Source organism: Stenotrophomonas sp. SAU14A_NAIMI4_5 (assembly GCF_003086795.1).
In the GTDB taxonomy this organism is placed as follows: Bacteria; Pseudomonadota; Gammaproteobacteria; order Xanthomonadales; family Xanthomonadaceae; genus Stenotrophomonas.
The window spans coordinates 3,180,219-3,202,420 of the sequence record NZ_CP026003.1 but is presented as its reverse complement, the minus strand read 5'-3'; the positions used below and the strand labels follow the sequence as shown (position 1 = coordinate 3,202,420).

General features: G+C 69.0%; 26 protein-coding genes. 12 read left to right on the top strand and 14 right to left on the bottom strand.

The features are described 5' to 3' along the window. Positions 1-3 precede the first annotated feature (3 nt). On the bottom strand, positions 4-1,101 hold the full coding sequence (locus C1925_RS14935) for a Glu/Leu/Phe/Val dehydrogenase dimerization domain-containing protein (protein WP_108769572.1): 1,098 nt from the start codon (positions 1,099-1,101) through the stop codon (positions 4-6). Between the two features lie 274 nt (positions 1,102-1,375). On the opposite strand from C1925_RS14935, the gene C1925_RS14930 reads away from it, so the two are divergent. Beyond that, positions 1,376-2,455: an HDOD domain-containing protein gene (locus C1925_RS14930; protein ID WP_108769571.1), complete on the top strand. Its 1,080-nt coding sequence runs from the start codon at positions 1,376-1,378 to the stop codon at positions 2,453-2,455. A 3-nt stretch (positions 2,456-2,458) separates the two neighbouring features. Here C1925_RS14930 and C1925_RS14925 read toward each other — a convergent pair whose 3' ends face one another. The 3 genes from C1925_RS14925 to C1925_RS14915 form a co-directional block, all read right to left on the bottom strand. Continuing rightward, positions 2,459-4,027 carry a phospholipase D family protein gene (locus tag C1925_RS14925; RefSeq protein WP_108769570.1) on the bottom strand — a complete coding sequence of 523 codons (1,569 nt, stop codon included), beginning with the start codon at positions 4,025-4,027 and terminating at the stop codon, positions 2,459-2,461. Between the two features lie 109 nt (positions 4,028-4,136). Then, on the bottom strand, positions 4,137-4,835 hold the full coding sequence (locus C1925_RS14920) for an RNA pseudouridine synthase (protein ID WP_108769569.1): 699 nt from the start codon (positions 4,833-4,835) through the stop codon (positions 4,137-4,139). A 47-nt stretch (positions 4,836-4,882) separates the two neighbouring features. Further along, positions 4,883-5,383, bottom strand: a complete 501-nt coding sequence (locus C1925_RS14915; protein WP_108769568.1) for a M48 family metallopeptidase — start codon at positions 5,381-5,383, stop codon at positions 4,883-4,885. 62 nt (positions 5,384-5,445) lie between these two features. Here C1925_RS14915 and C1925_RS14910 point away from each other — a divergent pair, with 62 nt between their 5' ends. Both C1925_RS14910 and C1925_RS14905 read left to right on the top strand, forming a co-directional pair. Then, positions 5,446-6,003 (top strand): DUF2058 domain-containing protein, encoded by a 558-nt coding sequence (locus tag C1925_RS14910; protein ID WP_108769567.1) that lies wholly within the window; start codon positions 5,446-5,448, stop codon positions 6,001-6,003. Between the two features lie 134 nt (positions 6,004-6,137). Next, on the top strand, positions 6,138-6,404 hold the full coding sequence (locus C1925_RS14905) for a DksA/TraR family C4-type zinc finger protein (protein WP_108770729.1): 267 nt from the start codon (positions 6,138-6,140) through the stop codon (positions 6,402-6,404). A 619-nt stretch (positions 6,405-7,023) separates the two neighbouring features. Here the strand turns inward: C1925_RS14905 and C1925_RS14900 are convergent. Beyond that, positions 7,024-7,617, bottom strand: a complete 594-nt coding sequence (locus tag C1925_RS14900; protein WP_108769566.1) for a mechanosensitive ion channel family protein — start codon at positions 7,615-7,617, stop codon at positions 7,024-7,026. A gap of 35 nt (positions 7,618-7,652) precedes the next feature. Continuing rightward, on the bottom strand, positions 7,653-7,832 hold the full coding sequence (locus C1925_RS14895; RefSeq protein ID WP_108769565.1) for a hypothetical protein: 180 nt from the start codon (positions 7,830-7,832) through the stop codon (positions 7,653-7,655). 122 nt (positions 7,833-7,954) lie between these two features. Between C1925_RS14895 and C1925_RS14890 the strand changes: the two genes are divergently transcribed. From C1925_RS14890 to C1925_RS14880, 3 genes are read left to right on the top strand one after another with little or no spacing between them, the layout of a single operon-like run. Further along, positions 7,955-8,533, top strand: a complete 579-nt coding sequence (locus C1925_RS14890; protein ID WP_108769564.1) for an RNA polymerase sigma factor — start codon at positions 7,955-7,957, stop codon at positions 8,531-8,533. After that, on the top strand, positions 8,530-9,072 hold the full coding sequence (locus C1925_RS14885) for a hypothetical protein (RefSeq protein ID WP_108769563.1): 543 nt from the start codon (positions 8,530-8,532) through the stop codon (positions 9,070-9,072). Before C1925_RS14890 ends, C1925_RS14885 begins: the two co-directional genes overlap by 4 nt. Positions 9,073-9,083: 11 nt before the next feature. Continuing rightward, positions 9,084-9,962, top strand: coding sequence for a DUF4097 family beta strand repeat-containing protein (locus C1925_RS14880; protein WP_108769562.1), 879 nt, complete (start codon positions 9,084-9,086; stop codon positions 9,960-9,962). 48 nt (positions 9,963-10,010) lie between these two features. Here the strand turns inward: C1925_RS14880 and C1925_RS14875 are convergent, their stop codons facing one another. From C1925_RS14875 to C1925_RS14865, 3 genes are all read right to left on the bottom strand, one after another. Beyond that, positions 10,011-10,193 carry a hypothetical protein gene (locus C1925_RS14875; RefSeq protein ID WP_108769561.1) on the bottom strand — a complete coding sequence of 61 codons (183 nt, stop codon included), beginning with the start codon at positions 10,191-10,193 and terminating at the stop codon, positions 10,011-10,013. Between the two features lie 11 nt (positions 10,194-10,204). After that, positions 10,205-10,498: a YkgJ family cysteine cluster protein gene (locus C1925_RS14870; RefSeq protein WP_108747862.1), complete on the bottom strand. Its 294-nt coding sequence runs from the start codon at positions 10,496-10,498 to the stop codon at positions 10,205-10,207. A gap of 228 nt (positions 10,499-10,726) precedes the next feature. Then, entirely contained in the window at positions 10,727-12,088 is a 1,362-nt protein-coding gene (locus C1925_RS14865) for an Hsp70 family protein (RefSeq protein WP_108769560.1), read from the bottom strand. 505 nt (positions 12,089-12,593) lie between these two features. On the opposite strand from C1925_RS14865, the gene C1925_RS14860 reads away from it, so the two are divergent. Continuing rightward, positions 12,594-12,929 (top strand): zinc ribbon domain-containing protein YjdM, encoded by a 336-nt coding sequence (locus tag C1925_RS14860; RefSeq protein WP_108769559.1) that lies wholly within the window; start codon positions 12,594-12,596, stop codon positions 12,927-12,929. 7 nt (positions 12,930-12,936) lie between these two features. On the opposite strand, the gene C1925_RS14855 is transcribed toward C1925_RS14860, so the two are convergent. After that, positions 12,937-14,037: a tetratricopeptide repeat protein gene (locus tag C1925_RS14855; protein ID WP_254051330.1), complete on the bottom strand. Its 1,101-nt coding sequence runs from the start codon at positions 14,035-14,037 to the stop codon at positions 12,937-12,939. Between the two features lie 282 nt (positions 14,038-14,319). Between C1925_RS14855 and C1925_RS14850 the strand changes: the two genes are divergently transcribed. The 4 genes from C1925_RS14850 to C1925_RS14835 all read left to right on the top strand — a co-directional run bounded on the left by C1925_RS14850 (position 14,320) and on the right by C1925_RS14835 (position 17,193). Beyond that, positions 14,320-14,922, top strand: a complete 603-nt coding sequence (locus C1925_RS14850) for a hypothetical protein (protein WP_108769557.1) — start codon at positions 14,320-14,322, stop codon at positions 14,920-14,922. A gap of 46 nt (positions 14,923-14,968) precedes the next feature. Further along, positions 14,969-15,154, top strand: a complete 186-nt coding sequence (locus C1925_RS14845) for an oxidoreductase-like domain-containing protein (RefSeq protein ID WP_108769556.1) — start codon at positions 14,969-14,971, stop codon at positions 15,152-15,154. Continuing rightward, positions 15,151-15,768 (top strand): DUF998 domain-containing protein, encoded by a 618-nt coding sequence (locus C1925_RS14840; RefSeq protein ID WP_108769555.1) that lies wholly within the window; start codon positions 15,151-15,153, stop codon positions 15,766-15,768. Before C1925_RS14845 ends, C1925_RS14840 begins: the two co-directional genes overlap by 4 nt. A gap of 78 nt (positions 15,769-15,846) precedes the next feature. Next, positions 15,847-17,193: an AcvB/VirJ family lysyl-phosphatidylglycerol hydrolase gene (locus C1925_RS14835; protein WP_301553959.1), complete on the top strand. Its 1,347-nt coding sequence runs from the start codon at positions 15,847-15,849 to the stop codon at positions 17,191-17,193. Positions 17,194-17,302: 109 nt separating this feature from the next. Here C1925_RS14835 and mprF read toward each other — a convergent pair whose 3' ends face one another. Then, entirely contained in the window at positions 17,303-19,867 is a 2,565-nt protein-coding gene (mprF, locus tag C1925_RS14830) for a bifunctional lysylphosphatidylglycerol flippase/synthetase MprF (RefSeq protein ID WP_108769553.1), read from the bottom strand. 194 nt (positions 19,868-20,061) lie between these two features. Between mprF and C1925_RS14825 the strand changes: the two genes are divergently transcribed. After that, positions 20,062-20,409 (top strand): RidA family protein, encoded by a 348-nt coding sequence (locus C1925_RS14825; protein WP_108750666.1) that lies wholly within the window; start codon positions 20,062-20,064, stop codon positions 20,407-20,409. Between the two features lie 64 nt (positions 20,410-20,473). Here C1925_RS14825 and C1925_RS14820 read toward each other — a convergent pair whose 3' ends face one another. The 3 genes from C1925_RS14820 to C1925_RS14810 form a co-directional block, all read right to left on the bottom strand. Then, entirely contained in the window at positions 20,474-20,830 is a 357-nt protein-coding gene (locus C1925_RS14820; RefSeq protein ID WP_234456195.1) for a hypothetical protein, read from the bottom strand. 301 nt (positions 20,831-21,131) lie between these two features. Next, positions 21,132-21,545, bottom strand: a complete 414-nt coding sequence (gene rnfB, locus C1925_RS14815; protein ID WP_108769552.1) for an Rnf electron transport complex subunit RnfB — start codon at positions 21,543-21,545, stop codon at positions 21,132-21,134. A 25-nt stretch (positions 21,546-21,570) separates the two neighbouring features. Continuing rightward, the gene (locus C1925_RS14810) at positions 21,571-22,161 is read right to left on the bottom strand and encodes an HAD family hydrolase (RefSeq protein WP_108769551.1); all 591 of its coding nucleotides are present in this window, start codon (positions 22,159-22,161) and stop codon (positions 21,571-21,573) included. Between the last annotated feature and the right edge of the window lie 41 nt (positions 22,162-22,202).

The following is a 22,202-nucleotide window of genomic DNA, read 5'->3' as shown; positions in this document are numbered from 1 at the left end:
GGATCAACCGCCGCGCAGGTTGCCCAGGCGCGGGGTGCTGCGGCCCAGCGGCATCTTCAGCTTGCCGATGGACAGGATGCGCGCTTCGGCGATGCGGTCGGCCGCACGCTGCGGCGCGATGTTCTCGCGCTGGGACAGCTCGAAGATGCGCGTGAGGTTGTGGTAGATGCTGCGGATCAGGCGCATCGCGCGTTCACGGTTGTAGCCGTCGATCTCCAGCGACACGTTCATCACGCCACCGGCGTTGACCGCATAGTCGGGCGCGTAGAGGATGCCGCGCGCATGCAGTTCATCGCCGATTTCCAGGCTGGACAGCTGGTTGTTGGCGGTGCCGCAGATGATCTTGGCCTTGATGCGCGGCAGGGTGTCGGCATTGATCGCGCTTTCCAGCGCGCACGGTGCGAACACGTCGGCGTTGACCTCGTGGATCTCGTCCGGCTTGACCGCCTCGGCACCGAAATCGCTGACCGCACGATCGACCAGGCTGCTGTCCAGGTCGGTCACGTACAGCTTGGCGCCGCGGTCGCGCAGCAGCTTGACCAGCTCCATGCCGATATGGCCCAGGCCCTGCACGGCGATGCTGGTCTTGCCCACTTCCTCGTGGCCGAACTTGAAGCGCAGCGACGCCATCAGCGCCTGCAGCGCGCCATAGGCGGTGAACGGCGCCGGGTCGCCGGAGCCGCCGTGGACCTGGTGCACGCCGGTCACGAACTGGCTTTCCAGGTAGATGTTTTCCATGTCGTTGACGTCGGTGCCGACGTCTTCGGCGGTGATGTAGCGGCCGCCCAGCGAATCGACGTAGCGGCCGAAGGCGCGGAACAGCACTTCGGTCTTGTCCACCTTCGGGTCACCGATGATGACCGCCTTGCCGCCACCGACATTGAGGCCCGCCAGCGCATTCTTGTAGGTCATCGTCCGGCTCAACCGCAGCACGTCGGCCAGCGCCTCGTCGGTGCTGGCGTAGGGGCGCATGCGCACGCCGCCCAGGGCCGGGCCCAGGGTGGTGTTGTGGATGGCGATGATCGCCTGCAGGCCGGCATCCTGGTTGTGGCAGAACACAACCTGTTCGTGGCCGGTGGTGGCGAGGGTTTCGAATAGCATGGCGTCTCCGATGGCGCGATCAGCGGCGAACTGCAGCGAACTGCCAGTGAACGGTAGGGTCCCAAAACAAAAAAAGCGACGTCGTCATGGCTGGGGGACGGGTCGCGCGGCGCCATTCTAGTCCATTCCCCCGGCATCTGCCGTGCAGATCCGAGCGGTCCGGGTTAAAGAAGATGAAAGTGCGGCCGATGCAGCGTCGACGGCAGGTGGCCGATGTGAAGAACGCGCAGGGGCAGTCAGTGGCAGCAGCAGTGCAACGACAGGGCCGATCCGGATGAGGCCGGCCTGGTGGCAAACGCTGGTGGGATGGGTGTCCCGGCTGTCCGGTACGGACCCGGTGCGCCTGGCGACGGCACCACGGCAGGCCGTGGCCGCCGCTGCAGCCAGCCTGCAGGGCGAGGCGCTGCCGCCGGCGGAGGTCGCCGCGCACCTGCAGCGTGGCCTGCATGCCCTGGCGCTGTACCCGCATCTGGCAGGTGAGCCGGCCACGCCCGGCCCGTCCGCGCTGGCCGACGCAGTGGACCGCGCGCTGCAGGACCGCGACTGGGCGACCCGGCAGCTGCCGCGGCGCCCGCAGCTGCTGCCGCAGCTGATCCAGACCGTCAATGACGAGGTGGCCTCGGCACGGGTGATGGCCGCGATCATCGGCCAGGACCCGGTGCTGACCGGCAACCTGCTGCGCATCGCCAACAGCCCGGCCTACAAGGTGCACGAACGGCCGGTGGACAGCCTGCAGCGGGCGGTGACCCTGGTCGGCACCGAAGGCGTGCGGCAGATCATCAGTGCCGTGCTGGTGCAGCCGGTCATGCAGGTGCAGTGCGAGGTGTTTCCGCAGTTCAGCGCGATCATCTGGGAGCACGCGCTGCTGGCTTCGCGCGCGGCGGCGGACCATGCGCGCACGGTCACCTTCGGCGATGCCTTCGCCGCGCAGTGGCTCGGCCTGGTGCAGGGGCTGGGCGCGGCGCTGGTGATGCGCCAGCTGCTGCAGGAAGCACAGGCACGCAACGAGACGGTGACGCCGGCGTTGGCCCTGGACCTGCTGCAGCGCTGGTCGCTGCCGCTGGCCCAGCGCGTGGCGGCGGCCTGGGACCTGCCCGAACCGGTGCACCAGGCGCTGGCCGCCGATGCCGAAGGCGCGCTGGCCGACAGCCTGCGCCTGGGCAGCGCGGCCGCGGCCGCCAGCCTGCTGTGCCGGCATGGCCACGGCACCCAGGCACGCATGCTGGCGCTGCTGGAGCAGCTGCCCTCGGCGCCGCCGCACGCACTGCGCTGGATCTGGCGGCGCCTGCACGGGCGCAACGTGGAAACCCTCGACGAAGCCATGCACGACGCCCACGGCGAGGGCGGCGCGTAAGCGCTACAGCTGCGATTCCACCGGCAGCCAGCTGATGATGCGGGCGGTCGCACGCGCGCGCAGCGTGCTGCCGGGTTCGCGGCCCACCCAATGTGGCGGTGGCTGCCGTTCCAGCCAGCGCAGGTCATCGTCGGGACCCAGCGCCAGCCACCAGCTGTGCAGCGGGTCGGCCAGGCGCAGATATTCCTCGCGCAGCCGCGCTCCCAGCACCGGGTCATCGAACAGCACGCCCATTTCGGTGTTGAGGTAGGCCGAGCGTGGGTCGAGGTTGAACGAGCCGACGAAGCCGCGGTGGTCGTCGATGACGAAGGCCTTGGTGTGCAGGCTGGCGCCGCTGCTGCCGAACAGGCTGGATTCGCCGGGCTCACCGTGCGCCTTCAGTTCGTACAGCTGCACGCCGGCCTTCAGCAGCGGCTCCCGGTAGCCCATGTAGCCACCGTGCACGGCCGCCACATCGGTGGCGGCCAGCGAATTGGTCACCACGCCCACCTGGGCGCCACGCGCGGCCATCGCCGACAGGCCCTGCAGGCCATCCGCGCCAGGCACGAAGTAGGGCGACACCAGCAACGCGGTATGGCGGGTGGACTGCAGCTCTTCGACCAGCGCGCTGACCAGCCAGTCATCACGCGCATCGTTGCGGTGCTTCATCGGCGGGTCGGAAAGGATGCGAACGTTGGCGCTCCAGTGCAGCGGGTCCGGGCCCGGCTGGCGCTGCGCACGCGAATCAGCGACCCGCTGCAGGTAGGGCCGTGCCTTGGCGTGCAGCGCATCCCGATCGGACTGGCGCACCAGCGCGCGCAGCTGGGCATCGGTGTAGGTGGCCAGCGCGGCGATGGGAATGGCGGTGTCGCTGTTCCAGTAGTCGTCGAAGATGCGGTTGGCCTGTTGCACCGCCGGCCCGGCCACCACCAGGTCCAGATCCTGGAAATTCACGTCGTTGCGCGCGCTGAAATATTCCTCGCCGATGTTGCGGCCACCGACGATGGCCACGCGGCCGTCGGCGATCCAGCTCTTGTTGTGCATGCGGTGGTTGACGCTGAAAGCGCGCTGGATCATTTCCAGCGTGCGCGCGATGCCGCTGCGGTTGCGGAACGGGTTGTACAGGCGGATCTCGATGTTGGGGTGCGCATCGAGCGCCATCATCAGCGCGTCCTTGTCCTTGGCGTTCATGTCGTCAAGCAGGATGCGCACGCGCACGCCACGTTCCGCGGCGTCGTACAGGGCCTTGGCCATCAGGTGGCCGACCAGGTCGTCGTGCCAGATGTAGTACTGCAGGTCCAGGCTGCGCCCGGCCTGTTCGGTGATCTTCGCGCGTGCCGCGAACGCGTCCATGCCATCGCTGAGGAAGGCCACGCCGGATTGGCCGGGGTGGGCCTCCTGCTCGGGCAGCAGCTGGCGGTCGATGGCGGTCTGTGCCGGCTGCAGCGGCAGCACGTGCGAGACCGGCCCGTGTGCCTGTGGCGTCAGGTGGTCGGCCAGCAGCAGGCCGGACAGCACCAGCAACAGCAGGGCGGCGATGATGATCGCAACGACGCGCAGCACGCGTCGCCAGGGCGGCAGGGACGGGCTCATGCCATCGATGGTAGATCCACGCCGTGCGTGGATGCCACCCGCGCCCGTGCCTGCGGCCCCGGATGGGGTCGGATCCCTTGCCACAGGCAAGGGCTCTGACCCCGGAAGCTCAGAACCGCTCGTCGCTGCCCAGGTAGCGCCACTGCGCCGGCGGCAGCGGCCCCAACGCCACGCGGCCGATGCGCAGGCGGCGAACCGCGGCCACCTGCAGCCCGGCGTTGCCCACTGCCGTGCGCAAGCCCTTGGCGGTCAGGCCCTTGCCGGCAAAGCGCAGGCGCTGCTCGTTCTGCCAGCTGACCTTGGCGCCACCGGATTCGTGCTGCAGGCGCGCCATCAGCCACGGCCCGCGCTCGGGCCCACCCTCGGCCACTTCCACCAGGTATTCCTGTTCGGTGCGGCCCAGGTTGCGCTGCAGATGGGCGAGGGTGGCCGGGTCCTGGCTGACCACCACCAGGCCGCTGTCGGCCGCCGGCAGCGATGCCGCCAGCTGCAGCCCATGGAAATGACGCTGCAGCGGACGGATGTCGCTGGCATCGAGCTCGCTGCGGGTGGCGCTGCTCACCATTGCGCACAGCGTTTCGGCGGCGACGTCGGCCGGCTTGTGCAGCAGCATGGTGACCCGCTCGGCCTTGGTGTCTTCGGCCTGTTCGGCCATCACGATCACCGCGCTCTCATCGACCTGGCGCTGGGGCTGTTCGACGACTTCGCCATTGACCGTCACCCAGCCGCCCTCGATGTAGCGGCGCGCTTCGCCGCGCGGGATGCCGAGCAGGGCGGCCAGGTGTTTGTCGAGGCGGGTCGGTTCCATGGCGGGCAGGTCGGTCAGGGGGCGCGCAGTGTAGCTGCTGCGGGCGGTCAGCGCTGGCTGCGGTTGGCCAGTTCGGTCAGGTACAGGCGGGTATCGAACTCGAGCTGCAGGTACTCCGGTTCCATGTGCTGGCACAGCTGGTAGAAGGCCTTGTTGTGGTCGGCCTCCTTCAGGTGGGCCAGTTCATGCACCACGATCATGCGCAGGAAGGCCGCCGGCGCCTGGCGGAACACCGTGGCGATGCGGATCTCGCGGCTGGCCTTGAGGCGGCCACCGTGCACGCGGGAAATGGCGGTATGGGTGCCCAGCGCGTGCTTGATGACTTCCAGCGTGTTGTCGTAGCAGACCTTGTTCAGCGGTACCGACTTGCGCAGGTAGCGGTCCTTCAGGTCCTGCGTGTAGTCGTACAGCTGGCGGTCGCTGCGTACCTCGTGCGGGTCGGGGTAGCGCTGCTGCAGCCAGGGGCCGAGCTTGCCCTGGGCCAGCAGTTCGCTGACCTGGGCGACCAGGGGTTCGGGATAGCCGGTGAGGTACTTCAGGACAGCCATGCAGGGGCGGCGGGGCGTCGGTAGAATGGGGCATCCAAGATTACACGCGGTACGCAACGACCATGGCAAAGCCCAACGCGCTGCAGGAACAATTGCTCAAGGCCGGCCTGGCCAAGAAGTCGCAGGCCAGCGCCGCCGCGAGCGCCCAGGCCAAGGCCCGCCAGGGCAAGGCGGAATCGACCTCCGCCGAGGTCCAGCGCGAAGCTGAACGCGCCCGCGCCGAGAAGGTCGAGCGCGACCGTGCGCTGGCCGCCGAGCGAAATGCGCAGGCCAAGCTGGCTGAACAGAAGGCGCAGGCGAAGCAGATCATCACCGCCCATGCCGTGCCCCACAAGGGCGATGACGAGTACCGCTTCAGCGACGGCGCGGCGATCCGCACCCTGCTGATCGACCCCAAGCTGCGCAAGGCGCTGTCGGTGGGCGTGCTGGTGATCGTCGCCCAGGGCGAGGGTTATGCGCTGCTGCCGCGTGCCGCCGCCGAGAAGGTGCGTGAGCGCGCCCCGGAAGCAATCATCGTCGACCACGGCCAGCCGGGCTCGACCGCCGAGATCTCCACCGGCAACGCCGAGGACGACGCGTACTACGCCCAGTTCCAGGTCCCCGACGACCTGGTCTGGTAATCAAAAAGGGGACGGAGGGGGATCAAGTCGTTTGTGGCACAAACGACTTGATCCCCTCCGTCCCCTTTTCGCGCTGCCGTTTGCGGCGGCGTGTATCGTCCCCATATCAGGCGACACACCTGTGGAGGATGGCCATGGCCACCGGATGGGCGGGAGACGGCGCGGTCCAGGACCAGATCGACGCCACCGTCGACGATGCGATTGCTCGCGCGCGGCGCCAGCTGCGGCAGGGCCCGGGTCTGGAACACTGCGAGGAATGCGACGCGCCGATTCCGTTGGCGCGGCGCGAGGCCGTGCCCGGCGTACGGCTGTGCGTGGCCTGCCAGCAGGCACTGGACGACGATGAGCAGGCGCATGCCGGCTACAACCGGCGCGGCAGCAAGGACAGCCAGCTGAGGTAAAGGGGGGGGGTATTGCAGGGCTGCGCCCTGCACCTGCCGAAGCCGAAGCAAGATCAAGAGCGGCATTCCGTGGGATGGCGGGGCGGTGTGGGTGGTCAGGACACGCCGTAAACCCATCCCTGGGGGCTCGTAGGCGCCATCCATGGCGCCTGCGGTCCTGCCCACCCACACCGCCCCGCCTCTGACAGATTCCGTGCGCTGCTGGCAAATGCAGCTGTTGGTGGGTGCCGACCGTTGGTCGGCACAATTGTCAGATATCGAATGAATTCATCCACGCATGGCGTGGATCTACTGGGACGGGCGGCTGTTGGTAGGTGCCGACCGTTGGTCGGCACATCTGTCACATATCGAAATTCTTCTGGGGTCAGAGCCCGTTGCGCAGCAACGGGATCCCCGTGCTCCGACAGATCGCGGAGGTCTGTCGAAGGCGGGGTGGGTCCGGTTGAGGGGGTGTGAGCGGCATGGATGCCGCGACCAAGCCCCCATGGATGGGTTCACGGCGTCCCCCTCAACCGGCCCCACCCCGCCAACCCACGGATAGCCCGCTGTTGCTGTTGCTTCGGCTTCGGCTTCGGCTTCGGCAGGTGCAGGGCGCAGCCCTGCAAAGAAAAACCTTCCCTCAGCCGTCGCCCTGGATGCCACCCGGCACGTGCGAGGGATCGCGCCAGCGCCGCACCGTGCGCTGGAAGAACAGGTTGTTCGGCAGCTGCAGCACCGTGCCCTCGTGGCCGTTGCCGGTTTCCTGCAGTGTCGTGTAGATCAGGTTCACGTCGATCACCCGGCCCTTCAGGCCCGGCTTCTCGCCGTTCTCCAGCACCTCGATGTAGTCATGCAGGCGGAACGGGCGCGTGGTGAAGATCAGCAGCGTGCAGAAGATGTTGGACAACACGCTCCACGCCGCGAAGAACGCCACAGCACCCACCGCGGCAAAACCGGTGAAGGCCGTCCACAGCACCGAGGGCGAAGCACCCAGCAGGCTGAGGATGTACAGCAGCGCGCTGAAATAGACCACGAAGCTGGTGATCCGGCGCGCGCCCATCGCCATCTCCGGCGGCAGCGTGTAGTGCTCGGCGAAGCGGCGGATCAGGCGGCGGGCAAGCACCCGCAGCAGCCAGGCGACCACCAGTACCAGCACGATCTGCAGGGCGATGCCGATGTAGTGCAGCCACGGGTGGCTCCAGGCGGGCAGGTGGTCTTTCAGCGACAACATCATGGGGCGACAGCATCTGGCGTTAACGACCCTTGATGTTACCCGGCGCGTGCCGGGGTTTCGACCGATCCGGACCAGGCCACGCAGACCAAGGCCTGGCGATGCTGATGTACGCAGGCCTGGCCGCTGTCCGCGCGCAGCTGCAGCGACAGGTCCAGGGCCTGCAGCACGACGCAGGCGACGATCACCAGCAGGGCGGCGCAGGAGGGGCTGGACATGGCAGGACTCCGGGAATTTTCACCAAGGACCCTGCATGGATGCAGCCAGCACCGAAAAGGTTGCAATGCGGCTGCCGTCAATCGGGCTTAAACCTTTTTCCGGGTCGCCGCATCCAAGCGATATGCTCGACACCACCATGCCCGCGCTGCCTGCCGCCAACGACGCCGTCGACGATCCCGCCCTGGTGCGGGCCGCGGCCGCCGGAGACATGGCGGCCTATGAACAGCTCTACCGGCGCCATTCGCCGCGTGTGTTCGCCGTGCTGTGGCGGCTGTGTGGCGGCCAGCAGGCGCGCGCCGAGGATGCGCTGCAGGAAGCCTTCCTGCAGGCCTGGAAGGCGCTGCCGGGGTTCCGCTTTGAAAGCAGCCTGGCCACCTGGCTGCACCGGTTGGGGGTGAACGCGGCGCTGATGGAACTGCGCGGGCGCGCCGCCGGGCAGGACCACGACAGCCTCGATGATGTCGACGGCGGCCTGCAGGAGCTGGCCGTGCACGATCGCTGCGCCGGCACCGAGCGCGACCTGGAGCGCGCGCTGGCGACGCTGCCACCCCGGGCCCGTGCGGTGCTGGTGCTGCACGACATCGAGGGCTGGAAACACCAGGAGATCGCCGAACAGCTGCAGATGGCCGTCGGCAGTTCCAAGGCACAGCTGCACCGCGCGCGTGGCCTGTTGCGCGCGCGTCTGGGAGACATGACATGAGTACCCACGAAACCGATCACGACCACGACCCCGATCTGCAGGCGCGGCTGCGCGCGCTGCCCGACCAGCGCACGCCCCCCGCCGATGGCTGGGCACGCCTGGCGGCGCAGCTGCCACCACGCGAGACCGCGCCCGTCGCGGTGGAGCACGCGGATAACGTCGTCGCCCTCCCGCAGCGCCGCCGTCTGCGCGCGTGGCTGCCGCTGGGCGCGGCGCTCGCCGCCAGCCTGGCCGTCTATGCCGTGGCACCGTGGCGACAGGCGCCGCTGCAGGCACCGGCGCCATCGACCCTGCAGCTGCAGGCGGCGGCCATGACCGAGCAGTACCAGCAGGCCGTGGCATCGCTGCCCGGTGGGCGCGCGGCGGCCTGGCAGCCGGCCCTGCACGAACTGGATGAAAGCGCGGCACAGATCCGTGCCGCGCTGGCGCAGGATCCGCGCGCACCGCACCTGCTTGGACAGCTCAAGCGTACCTACGCGCTGCGGCTGGAATTGACCCGGCAGGCGGCGCAGGCCGCCGCGGCCGGAATGACAACCTGAGGAGACACCCCATGCGATCCCTTTTTCCGCTCTGCGCTGCGTTGCTGCTGTTGCCCTCGCTGGCCCTGGCCGACACCCGCGTCGATGAGCGCCATACCCTGGCCAGTGGTGGCCGCATCGAGCTGAGCAACGTGGCCGGCAAGGTCACCGTGCGCGGCTGGGACCGCAACGAGGTGCAGCTGACCGGCAGCCTTGGCGATGGCCTGCAGCTGCGCCAGGAAAAGAGCGCCAACCGCGTGCGCTGGGAAGTGGAGTATCCGCGCCGCCACACCAGCGGCACGGCGACGCTGGTGCTGAATGTCCCGCGCGCGTCGGAACTGCTGCTGAGCACGGTCAGTGCCGACCAGGACATCAGTGGCATCGACGTGCGCCGGCTGCAGGCCGATACGGTCAGTGGCAGCCTGACCGCGGCCGGACGCAGTGGCGACAGCAAGCTCAATACGGTCAGTGGCAACGTCATCGCCAAGCTGCAGACGCCGCGCCTGGATGTGAACACGGTCAGCGGTCGCATCGAGGCCGGTGGCGGCGTGTCTGGGGATATTGGTGCGCAGACGGTGTCTGGTCGGGTCGGCGTGGATGCCGGCCGCGTCCAGCGCCTGGCGGTGGAGACGGTCTCGGGCAGCATCGATCTGTCCACTTCCGGCCTGGCGCCGGGGGGCCGCATCAACGTCGAATCGGTCAGTGCGTCGGTGAACCTGCGGTTGCCGGTCAAGGTCTCGGCACAGCTGTCGGTGAACAGCTTCGCCGGCTCGATCAACAGTGATGCCGGCACGGTGGAGCGGCCGCGCTATGGGCCGGGCAGCAGCCTGGACACGAAGCTGGGTGGCGGTGATGGTGACATCCGCATCCAGTCGCATTCGGGCAGCGTGCGGGTCAGCCTGGACCGCTGAGCGCGGCCCGGCAGGCCGCGGCGGCAGCGCCGCCGCGGTCAGGGTGGGTCAGCTGGCTTTCTTCAGCGCCCAGGTGGTGCCAAGCACTTCGATCTTGCCACCGCTCTTGCGGAACGCGGCCAGATCGGACGCAATCGAATCGCTGCTGACCGTGGTGCTGGCGGCCGCGCCCTTGCGTTCGCTGCGGATGCCGTTGGTAGCCTTCGCGGGGGTCTTTGCCTTGCGGGGCATGGTTGCTCCTGTCAGGTGGAAGGGGAGGAAAGCGACCAGGCATCGGCCTGGCGCAGGTAATCCTGCCGCTCGCGGCGGCAGTCGTCGCCACCCATCGAAAACTGGCGGCAGATCGCCGGGCGCTGCGAATAGATCGTGCAGCGCAGGTGATAGGGATCGATCGCCGCGCACCAGCCCTCGTCGTTACGCGCCATCACGGCACGGCCGTGCCTGTCGCGCGAGGTATACTGGCGGGGCACGTCGTCGCCGGCCTGCAGCAGCACGGGCAACCGGCAACAGACCGCGTCACAACGGCGGCAGTCGATGGGTGCAGGTGCTTCTTCAGGTTGTGCGGCCACAGGGGCCAGGCGGGTGCCCAAAGCGGGTCTCGATGGCGGCTCGGGTAGTACGCGGACCATGAACGAGCCAGAAGGCATGGCCGCAAGGCCCGCGAGGCGGGCCGGGCCCTACCCGGGTACACACACCGGCGCAGCCGGCGGAAGGTAGAGCCCTATCAAGCCTACCGAGGGTAGCAAACTCCGCGTAACGTTTTGTTAATCCCGGCTGGCTGCCGCGAGCGCCAGGCCCTGGACGACGCCCAGCGAGGGCTCGCCGTGGACCATGCGGGCGCCCGGGAAGGCCTCGGCCGCGGCCTGCCGCAGGTAGCCGGCGCGGGACATGCCGCCGGTCAGGAACACCGCATCCGGGTCGCCGCCGATGTCGGTGCGGACCTGGGCCAGCAGCTCGCGGATCTGGGTCAGGTAACCCGAGGCGGCCGTGGCCAGGCCTTCGGTGCTGCTGTCGGCGTGCAGGTCGCGGGCGATGTAGTCCAGCGTGCTGCGGTGGCTGGGGCTGCTGCTCAGGGCGATCTTGGCGCGTTCGACGTCGCGGTACAGGCGCGCGGTGTTGCCGGTGTCCTGCAGCGCCTGCAGGCGCGAACCCCACGGGTCGTCGACATGGTCGTACTTGTGCTGGCGGAAATCGCGCTGGCGGGTCATGTCCTGCACGGTGGCCGCTTCCACGTAGTGGTGGGCGGGCACGCGGGTGACGCCACGGCCGAACAGCGGCATGTAGCTGGACAGGCTCAGCGACAGGTCGATATCGGTACCGCCGCGGGCGATACCCCAGGCGCGATGGATGCGCGGGGCGGCATCGCCACCCACTTCGGCGTGGGCGATGTCGGTGGTACCACCGCCGATGTCGACGATGACTGCCTGGTGCCGCTCACGGCTTTCGGCGTGGTAGTGCATGGCCGCTGCGGCTGGTTCCTCGAGGAAATCGATCTGGTCGAAGCCGGCCTGGGTGGCGGCCTCGCGCAGGATGTCCAGTGCCTGGTCGTTGCCGGCGGCGCCGATCGAGCTGCGGAACTGCACCGGACGGCCGAGCAGGGCCGCGCGCAGCGGCTGGCCGAGCTGGGCGCTGGCGGTCAGGCGGATGTGTTCGAGGATGTGCGCGGCGATGCCGGTGATGGTCTGCCGCGCGCGCGGGTGCAGGTTGTAGCCGAGCATCGACTTCGGGCTCTGCACCAGGTTGCCTTCGTGTTCCTCGAAATAGGCTTCCAGGGCGTCATCGCCGTAGATGGCGTTCTGCAGCAGGTCGCTGGCGCTGCGTTCCTTGCCGGCGCGGGCTTCCATCCATTCGCGGCGCAGGGCGCGCAGGGCTTCGCGGCGCAGTGCCTGCGGGGTGCGTTCCTGGCCGGCGGCGCGGGCGGCACGCGCTGCGCTGTCGATCATCTGCTGCAGTTCGTGTTCCTGGCCGGCATCGAGCTGGAAGTCGTCCGGATCGGGCACCACGCCGGGGAAATACACGCTGGTGCGGAACTGTTCCGCTTCGCCGAAGCGGATCGGCAGCAGCTGTCCATCACGGACGATGGCGGCGGCGGAGTTGCTGGTACCGAAGTCGATGCCAAGGCGCATGGGGAGGTCCGGGGGCGGGCGGGGGCCGCGCACTCTGCTGCAGTTCGGGTCTTCCTGCAAGTTCCCCCTCTGCTTCGGATGGGTTCAGCGCCTCCCTGCTCCGTGTTCAGCCGAGGGGGCGGCCGGAGCAGGACACGCCGTAAACCCATCCATGGGGGCTCGTAGGCGCCGTCCATGGCGCCTGCGGTCCTGCTCCGGCCGCCCCCTCGGCTCTGGACAGTTTCCCGGAGCGCGGCAACAAACGGCAAAGCAGCAACCCACGCTTTTGATTGTCCCGGCCGCCGGCGCGGGAAACTGTCCAAGGCGGGACGGAGAGGGGCCGTCGGGACCGTAGGCGCCACGGATGGCGCCTACGAGCTACATGGACGTATTTACCGCGTGTCCCGGCGGCCCCTCTCCGTCCCGCCCATGCGATATCAATCAGGGCGCCGTACGCGGGAAAAAATGGAAGCACGGACCCGCCGGTTACAATGGCGGTTGTTGATTCATTTTGAGGTACTTGCTGATGTCTTCCGCTCCCGCTTGCCCGCAGTGCACCCTGGAAAACACCTATGCCGATGGCGCGCTGTGGATCTGCGCCGACTGCGGTTTCGAGTGGACCGCCGAGGAGGGCGCCGGCACCTCTCTCGTCGTGCGTGACAGCAACGGCAACACCCTGCAGGCCGGCGACACGGTCACCGTCATCAAGGACCTGAAGGTCAAGGGCTCGTCCATCCCGCTCAAGCAGGGCACCGTCATCCGCAACATCCGCCTGGTCGAGGACGATGCCGAACACATCGAAGGCAACTCGGACAAGATCAAGGGCCTGGTGCTGAAGACCTGCTTCCTCAAGAAGGCCTGAGGCACCCTCAGCGTCGCGCCTGCTGCGTGCGCAGGCGCGACAGGCCCTCCAGCTTGGCCTGGTAGCGCTGCTGGTTGACGCTGCCCCCCAGCGACCGTGCCCGCGTCAGTTCGCGGTCGGCACGGGCCAGCTGGCCCGAGAGGAAATACGCGCGCGCCAGCCCGAAATGGAACTGGTGCGCGTTGTCGTACAGCTGCACCGCGCGCCGGTAATAGCGGATCGCCGTGGCCAGGTCACCGTTGCGCTCGGCGGCAGCACCGGCCATGTACTGCGCGAACGGGTCGTCGCGCTGCACCGCCTTCAAACGCTGCTCCAGCGCCTGCGCCTGCGTCACAAGGCCCAGGCGGCGGTACAGCACGCTGGCGTTGATCAGCGCCGAATCCTCGCGGCCATCCAGCCGCAGCGCATTCTCGAGTGCGGCGCGCGCGCCCGCGAGATCACCTTCGCGGCTGTCGAGGACGCCGAGGTTGTTCCAGGTCGGCGCGAAATCCGGTGCGCGCGCCAGTGCCGCAGTGAAGAACGCGCGCGCCCCCACCTTGTCGCCCGCGGTCATGCGCTCGGCGCCACGGTTGTTGTAGAAGTGCGCCAGTGCGCGGTCCAGCGAGATCGGGTGCGGGCCGCGGCGGTCGTAGAGGATGTTGCGGTCGAGGTCGACGGTCCCGCCGCGCCCGTCCACCATGATCCCCACGTTGACGTGCCCCACGCTGTAGACCACGCCCTGTTCCTGGTCCTGGTACCAGGACACCACGCGATCCACCTCCTGCACGCGCGCCTGGATGCCGGCTTCGCGCGCCAGGGTGGCGAACAGCAGGGTGAACGCCAGGCAGTTGGCCTGGCGCTTCTGCCAGATTTCCGTGAGCGTGTAGGTCGCCGTCGGGTCGTACTGCAGGTCCAGCGCCTGCGCACCGAAGATCATTTCGGCCAGCGCCTGCAGGCGCTGCTCGCGCGAGCTGTGGCGGGCGATCACCCGCGTCTGCAGCATCTGCCGCAGCGGTGCGGGAATGGCCAGCACCTGCTCCGGTGTCGGCACGCTGTCCACCGCAGCCGGTGCGGCCGGCGCCACCTGGGGGGCGGGTGGTGGAGGATCCTGGGCCGGGGCGGCTGACACGCCCGAGGCAGCCAGCAAAGGTGCAAGGCAACAAGCGGCAAGACGGCGCATGGCAGTTTCCTGCGGCGGCGGGTAGGCCCGCCTGCCGGCAGTGTAGACCCGCGCGGGTGGGCCGGCATCAACCATTGGTCGGCCGCCCGCGTTCATCCACATGCGGTGTGGACCAGCCCGCGACAAAGCTGTGGACAAGCCCTTGCCAGCCTTGCCCGGCAAGCGATGTGAGCGGCTGGTGAAAAATTGTCCAGCTTGCCCGCGGCGCCTGCCGGCGGGATGATCCCCTGCATGGACTTCGCCCCGATCCCGCTTGCACCGGCGCAGTGGCAGACGCTGCAGGATGCCTACGCCACGCCGCCGCGTGCCTACCACCACTTCGGCCACGTGCGCGCGGTGCTGCAGCACTGCCAGGACGTCGCGGCCGGGCCGGGCTGGCAGCAGCCCGCCGAGGTGTATCTGGCGGTGCTGTACCACGACGCCATCTACCAGGCGGGGCGCAAGGACAACGAAGCGCGCTCGGCCGAGCTGGCGCTCAGGGCCATCGCGCATGCGCCGGAGCTGTCGGGCATCGATGCCGCGCGGGTGGAACAGCTGATCCTGCTGACCGCGCGCCACGGTGAACTGGGACCGGACGACGTGGATGCCGAGGCGGCGCTGTTCCTGGACTGCGACATGGCCATCCTCGCCGCGCCCGAAGCGGTGTTTGCCGCCTACGACCGCGGCGTGGCCGAGGAGTACAAGGGCGTGGTGCCGGGCTTCCTGTACCGCGCCGGCCGCCGCCGTTTCCTGCAGGGCCTGCTGCGTGCGCCGCGCATCTTCCTCAGCGACTTCTTCCACCAGCGGCTGGATGCGGCCGCGCGCGCCAACCTGCAGCAGCAGCTGGACGCGTGAGCCGGGCCGTTACACTGGGCGCCTGTCTGCAACGTCGTGCCTGCCCGTGACCGACCCCGTATCTGCGCCTGATCCCGATCCGCGTCCGCTACCGCCGGAAGAGCCCGGGCCCAACGAGTGCTGCGGCAGCGGCTGCCCGCTGTGCGTGCTCGACCTGTATTCCGACGAGCTGCAGCGCTACCGCAAGGCGCTGGCCGAATGGAAGGCGCGGCATCCGCAGGAGGCATCATGACGCGCGCGCGGCCGGCGGCATTGCTGGCCATGGTCGCGTTGCTGCTGTTCATCGCCACGGCGCTGTGGACCCAGTTCGCGCGCACCGACCTGGACTGGGTGCAGACCACCCTGAGCATCTACCTGCACGGCCCCTGGGGGCTGGCCCTGCGCAGTGCCTATTGCCTGCTGGCGCTGGCCATCGCCGTGCTCGGCATCGCGCTGTACCGGCACAGCACGGGGCCGCGCCGCAGTGCCGCCGCACCGCTGCTGTTCACTGTGGCCGCTCTCGGCCTGGCCACCGTGTCCATCGGCGACAGCTGGCTGCCCGAGGCGACGCCACTGCTGGCGCCGCTGGTGCATGGCGTGGCTGCGAACACCGCCTTCCTGTGCGCCAGTGTCGGCATGCTGCTGCAGGCGTGGTACCTGCGCCGCGAGCCGGGCTGGCAGCGCAGTGCGGCCCTGCTGTGGGGCTGGGCGTGGCTGGCCTTCGCATTGTTGTGGCTGCACGTGCTGTGGCGGGCGGGCCCGCCGCGTGGGCTGGGCCAGAAAACGGTGATCGTGGTGATCGTCGGCTGGCTGCTGTGGCTGGCGGTGGCGATGTACCGGCGGGGTAGCCGCAGCGCGTCCCGCTGAGCCGCCAACGGCCTGCACGGGTACGTGCCGTGCACGCGGTGGCGGCGTATCGTGTGCGCATTCCACCGGGGATGCGATATGAAGCGTGCAGGGCTGGGCAGGGCAATGGGTGTGGTGCTGGCGCTGGCCGCGTTGCCGGCCATGGCGGCGGCGAACGTGCAGCAGTTCAGCCACGGGCGCTTCGACCAGATACCGGTGCACATGCCGGCGGGAACCCCGCAGCGGGTGGTGATCTGGTTCCATGAGCCGACCGCCGGTGGCGATACCAGCCGCCTGCCGATCGAGGCCCTGCGTGCCGATGGCGCTCTCGTTGCCGCCGTGGACATCAGCCACCTGCGTGGCGTGCTGAAGCGTGAAGGCAATCCGACCTGTTCGTTCGGTGCCGGCGACGTCGAGAATTTCTCGCGCTGGCTGCAGGCCTCGCTGCACCTGCCGGGTTATCACCTGCCACTGGTTGGCGGTGATGGCGAGGGTGCGGAGATGGCCTACACGCTGGCTGCGCAGGCCGATACGCAGGTCTTTGCCGGCCTGCTGACCACCGGCTTCTGCCCTGGCCACAGCCACGAGCGCATGGTCTGCGGCGATGGCGTGAAGCACAACCGGCTGCAGCCGGCCGAACTGAATTTCCCGTGGCTGAGCGCGGCTGGCGGCAACGCCTGCCAGGCCGGCCAGGCCAGCCCGTTCGTGCAGCAGGTGGCAATGGCGCGTGAGTTCAAGCGCACCGCGCGCGGCGATGCCTCGCCCGGCCTGGTGGCTGCGGCACGGGTGGTGGGCGCGCAGGCCGGCGTAAGCCTGGCACCGCCGCCGGATGCGTTGAAGGGATTGCCGGTGGTGGAAGTGCCGGCCACCGGCAACGGTGACACCCTGGCCATCTTCGTGTCGGGCGACGGCGGTTGGGCCGGCCTGGACAAGAACGTTGCCGCCTCGCTGAGCGAGCATGGCGTGGCCGTGGTCGGCATCGATTCACTGCGTTATTTCTGGAGCGAGCGCACGCCCAAGGGCTTTGCCGCCGACCTGCAGAAGATCATCGCCCACTACCGGCAGCAGTGGCACCGCGACAAGGTGATGCTGGTCGGCTTCTCGCAGGGCGCCGACGTGCTGCCGGCCACCATCAACCAGCTTGATGCAGGCACCCGCGAGAGTGTGGAGCGCATCGCCCTGCTGTCGGTGGGGCGCAAGGCCGATTTCGAATTCCACGTCAGCAACTGGCTGGGCGGTGGTGGCGATGGCCTGCCGATCGCACCGGAAGTGGCCCGGCTGCCGGCGGGCAAGACGCTGTGCGTGTACGGCGAAAAGGATGAGGATGCGCTGTGTCCGGATCTGCCCGCCGGCGAGGCGGTGCAGAAGGTGAAGCTGCCGGGCGACCATCACTTTAGTGGTGATTACGACCGCCTGGCGGAGGTGATCCTCAAGGGCGGCGCGTAGGCCGCCCCCACCGGTAGCGCCGGGCCATGCCCGGCGGAAAGCGTGCGAACCAACGGTTCGCACCCACCGGGGGGAGTTCGCACCCACCGGGGGGAGTTCGCACCCCGGATCACCCGCGGCGCGGGTCCAGCGAAATCAACCGCGTGGCATCCAGCAGCGCCGCCGGCAGGTGCATGCCGCCGGGTGCGGCGAGGTAGCGCGGGCGCCACTGCGGGGCGAACTTCGACTTGAACCGGCGCAGGCCGCTGAAGCCGTAGAAGCGTTCGCCATGCCGCGCCAGCAGGCCGGCCAAGCGGTTCCAGCGGCCCGCCAGGCGGTGCTGGGCCAATCCGGACAGCGGCGCCATGCCCAGCGAGAAACGCGCATAGCCCTGCGCGCGGCCCCACAGGAACAGCTCGATGAACAGGAAATCCATCGTGCCCTTCGGTGCCTCGTTGACGTGGCGCATCAGGTCCACCGACAACTCGGCACCGGCCGGTGCCTGCCAGAGGTTGGCGAAGGCCACGATCTCGCCCTCGGCCTCGACCAGCGCCACCGGGAAACGCACCAGGTACTGCGGATCGAAGCTGCCCAGCGAAAAGCCCTTTTCGTCACCGGCCTTGTCGTCCAGCCAGGCGTTGGAAATGGCGTGCAGGCGCGGCAGCAGCTCGGGAAGTTCTTCCACCGGCGCCACGCGGAACGACAGGCCGCCGCGCTTGCCGCGGTTCCAGGCCTGGCGCAGGTCGGCGCGCTCGCGGCCTTCCAGGCCGAAATCGTGCAGCGGCACGATGGCTTCCTCGCCCAGCTTGACCAGGCCCAGGCCGAGATCCAGATAGGTCTGCCAGTAGGCCTCGCCCACCTGGTAGAACACCGGGCGCAGGCCGAGTCGGTCGGCCTCCTCGCGGAAGCGCCAGATCAGCGCACGGGCGACCTCGGGCGGGCCGACCGGATCGCCCATCGCGATCAGCGAGCCGCCATAGCGCTGCATCATCACGAAGCCCTGTTTCGCCTCGTCGCGCAGTACCGCCTTGTCGGCGGTCAGCACCAGGCAGGCCTGGGTATCGGTGGCGTTGGCCAGTACCGGCGCCAGCGCCTGCAGGGTGGCATCGTCGGCGGCCGGCAGCGGCGTGCGCGTGCTGTGCAGCAGGCGCGCCAGGCCGAACATCACCAGCGCGATGGCCACCACCAGCAGCGCGCGCAGCGCACGCGGCGCATTGCCCGACACCGCGAACTGCCACCACAGCTCGTTCTGGTATTCGACATGGCTGTAGGTGAAGAACAGCAGCCAGGTGACCGCGACCAGCACCAGGCCCAGGTTGCGCAGCCACGGCCACGACCACGCTTCATCCAGCAGCGCGCCCTGGCGGTAGAACTCGCGGCGCGCGGCCCACAGCGCCATCGCCACCAGCAGCGCGGACACGGCGATGAGCGGCTGGCCGCCGCGCAGCCACAGCGGCAGCGGCGTGATCACGCACACCGCCATCGCCAGCATCCACGCCGCATGGCTGCGCCGGGCCAGGCCCTGGCCGATCAGCAGCAGCGCGACGCCGCCGAGGCTGCCGATCAGGTGCGAGGTTTCCAGGATCGGCAGCGAGGCGTTGAGCAGATGGCGGCGTGGCGTCGGCAGCGTGCCATCGATGACCAGCGCGGCGCCGATGCTGAAGGCAGCCAGCGCGATGATCTGCGGCAGCCACGGGCGCAGCGCATGCCAGCCGGCGCGGGTGGCCCCGGCGCTGGCCTGCAGCGGCTGGCGCAGCGCCGGGGCGAAGGCGAGCAGGGTGGCCAGCAGCAGCGGCAGCACGTAGTAGGTGACGCGATAGATCAGCGCGGCCGCCAGCACCGCGGCCGGGGCGACCTGCGGCAGCAGTTTCAGCAGGCTCCACTCGAACACGCCCAGGCCGGCCGGGACCGTGGACACCAGGCCGGCCAGCACAGCCACCAGGTACAGGCCGACGAAGCCGGGCAGGCCGGTGGGCGTCGAGTCGGGCAGCAGCACGTAGAACGCGGCGCTGGCCAGCACCAGCTCGATCACGCTGAGCACGGTGACGCCGAGCATGGTGCGGCGATCCGGCAGCCACAGGCCATGGCCGAAGATGCGGAACTGGCGCCCGTTGCGGCCGACCAGCAGCACGGTGGTGGCGTAGGCGAGCAGGGCGAGGATGCCGACCACGCGCACTGCGGCCGGGTCCAGCGGCAGGGCCAGCGCGGCGGCGGCCGGTTCCATGCACAGCGCCACACCGATCAGCAGCCAGGCACCGAAGACGAAGCCCAGCGTGCTCATCAGCACCACCTGGCCGATCTGCGCCAGGTCGAGTCCGGCGCTGCGGTAGCCGCGCAGACGCACCGCGCCGCCGGTCAGTGCCGCAAAGCCCACCGTCTGCCCCAGGGTGTGGGCGAGGAAGGCGGTGATGCCCACGCGCGCCGGATGCACGCGGATACCGCTGCGGCGCAGACCGATGGCATCGAAGCCGATCAGGCAGGCGTAGCTGGCCAGGCCCAGCAGCACGGTCAGCGCGATCTGCGTGCCGGTCAGCTTGTGGAAGGCCTCGCGGATGGCACGGTAGCCGTGCTCGTCGAACTCGTTGGCCAGCCCGTGCAGGGCCAGCGACAGGATCAGCAGCGGGACGACGATGGTCAGGACCCGCTTCCATGCCGGGGTGTGCGAAGCGGTGGTGGGGTCGTTGGCTGGGGTCATCGGCGCAAGAATGCGACAGCAGGGGGAAGAGGGGTGTCAACGTGAACGTGGCGCATCGTGCGCCTGTCGGTGGCGTTTGACCAGCACCGGCACTGTGCGGCGATTGGCGGCAACGAATGTGCGTGCGGGAGGCCACATTTCACCGCCCGGCTGGGTGAGAATGGGGTTCAGTCCACCCCGCAGGAGCCACGCCCATGATGGAGCGTTACGACGTCGGACCGCGCATGTCCGAGATGACCGTGCACAACAAGGTCGCCTACCTTTCCGGCCAGATTCCGGAAGACACCAGCCAGGACATCACCGGGCAGACCCGGCAGGTGCTGGCGGAGATCGACAAGCTGCTGGCGCTGGTCGCCAGTGATCGCCAGCACGTGCTGCGCGCGGAAGTGTTCCTGGCCGACATCGCCGATTTCGACGGCATGAACAAGGCGTGGGATGAGTGGGTGGTCGAAGGTGCGACCCCGGCGCGTGCAACGTTCGAAGCGAAGCTGGCGCATGCCGAGTGGAAGGTCGAGATCGTGATCACGGCGGCCGTGCCGTAATCCGGGATTGCGTGAAGCGGGGTCGGATCCCTCTCCGAAGGAGAGGGCTCTGACCCCGTTGTCGTTACTGCAGGCCGATCCTGCTGGCGGCGTGTTCCGACAGCGCGATGCAGGCCTGCATCAGGCCATCCATGACGTGGTCGCCGACGTATTCGGCGGCGTCGTCATGATGCCGGCTGCGTTCGGCGGCCAGCATGATTTCCTGCACCACGCGCAGGCCGACCAGGGTGCGGTCTGCGTCGGTCAGGCCGAGATGGCCGCCGGGCAGCAGGTAGCCTTCCGGCCACGGGAATCCATCGACGGCGGCAGCCGCGCTGATCTTCCGCAGCAGGGCCATCATCCTGTCGGGATGGCGCTCGATCTCGTCCGCTGCATCGGTGATGTCGCAGGTGCAGTCGTCGGTAAGGTCCGAAGGGGTCATGGCACAGCTCCGTTCAGGTCAATCGGTAGCCGCCACGGCACGGTGGCGGGCGGAACGTGGCTTGAAAACCGGCCAGCCGCTTGGGGTGGCCCGTCACAGGACGTTTGCGGAAGTCTGGCATGCGGTTGAAAGAGGCCGCAGTGGGCTGGCGCATGTGCCGCGAGCAGTGGGGCAATCTGCGATGTGCGTCCTGTTCCGTGTGGGCGCGCGGCGTGCAGGACGCGGTGATTGCGACGAATGTCTGGTGAAGTGGGGTCAGAGCCCTTTCCGCTGGAAAGGGATCCGACCCCGGCGGCGGCCGCTACAGTTGCACCAGGTCGATGCAGTCCACCGGGCACGGCGGGATGCACAGCTCGCAGCCGGTGCAGAGGTCGGCAATCACCGTGTGCATGTACTTGGCGCCGCCGACGATGGCGTCCACCGGGCAGGCCTGGATGCACTTGGTGCAGCCGATGCAGTCGGCTTCGACGATCAGGGCGACCTGCGGCGCCTTGTGCTCGCCGCGCGTGCGGTCGAAGGGCACGGCGGGCACATCCAATACCTGTGCCAGTGCGCGTGCACCGGCATCGCCACCGGGCGGGCAGCGGTCCACGCCCGCTTCGCCGCGTGCCATCGCCTGTGCATACGGGCGGCAGCCGTCGTAGCCGCACTGCCCGCATTGGGTCTGCGGCAGCAAGCGGTCGAGGCGTTCGGTCAGGGGCGGGATCAGGCTCATGCGTGGCGAAGGCTGCGCGTCAAAATCACTTCAGGGGTCTGCCGCGGTACCAGCGCTCGTGGGCGAGGGCCAGCATCGGGCGGTCTTCGTAGCTGTCGCCATAGGCGTGGATGCGCAGGTAGCGCGACAGATCGAACTGGCGACGGATGTGCTCGACCTTGCGCGGGCCACAGTCACCGCCCGCGTAACGCCCGGTCAGGCGTCCATCCTGGCTTTCCAGCCGGTTGCAGATCAGCTGCAGGCCCAGCTGTTCGCACCACGGCCGCAGGTACAGGTCCAGCGAACCGGACACGATCACCACGGTGTGCTGCTGTTCCTTGTGCCAGCGGATCTGCTCCAGCATTTCCGGACGCATCACCTCGGGCAGCACCTCGCGGGCGAAACCGGCCGCCAGCGTGGCGATGTCATCGGCGTGGCGTTCGCTGAAGGTGAGGCGGGTGACGCGGGCGCGGATGCGCGCGGCGGAAATGATGCGCAGGCGGTAGGCCAGCAGCCAGGGGCCGACCTTCCACCATGCGCGCGCCAGCTGCTCGGGCGTGGCCACGCGGCGCAGGAAGCGGCCATAGGTATCGCAGGTGGTGACGGTGTGGTCGAAATCGAACAGCGCCAGCTCCATCCTGCTCTCTCCCATGGCCATGCCTTCCGTGGCGGTCTGCG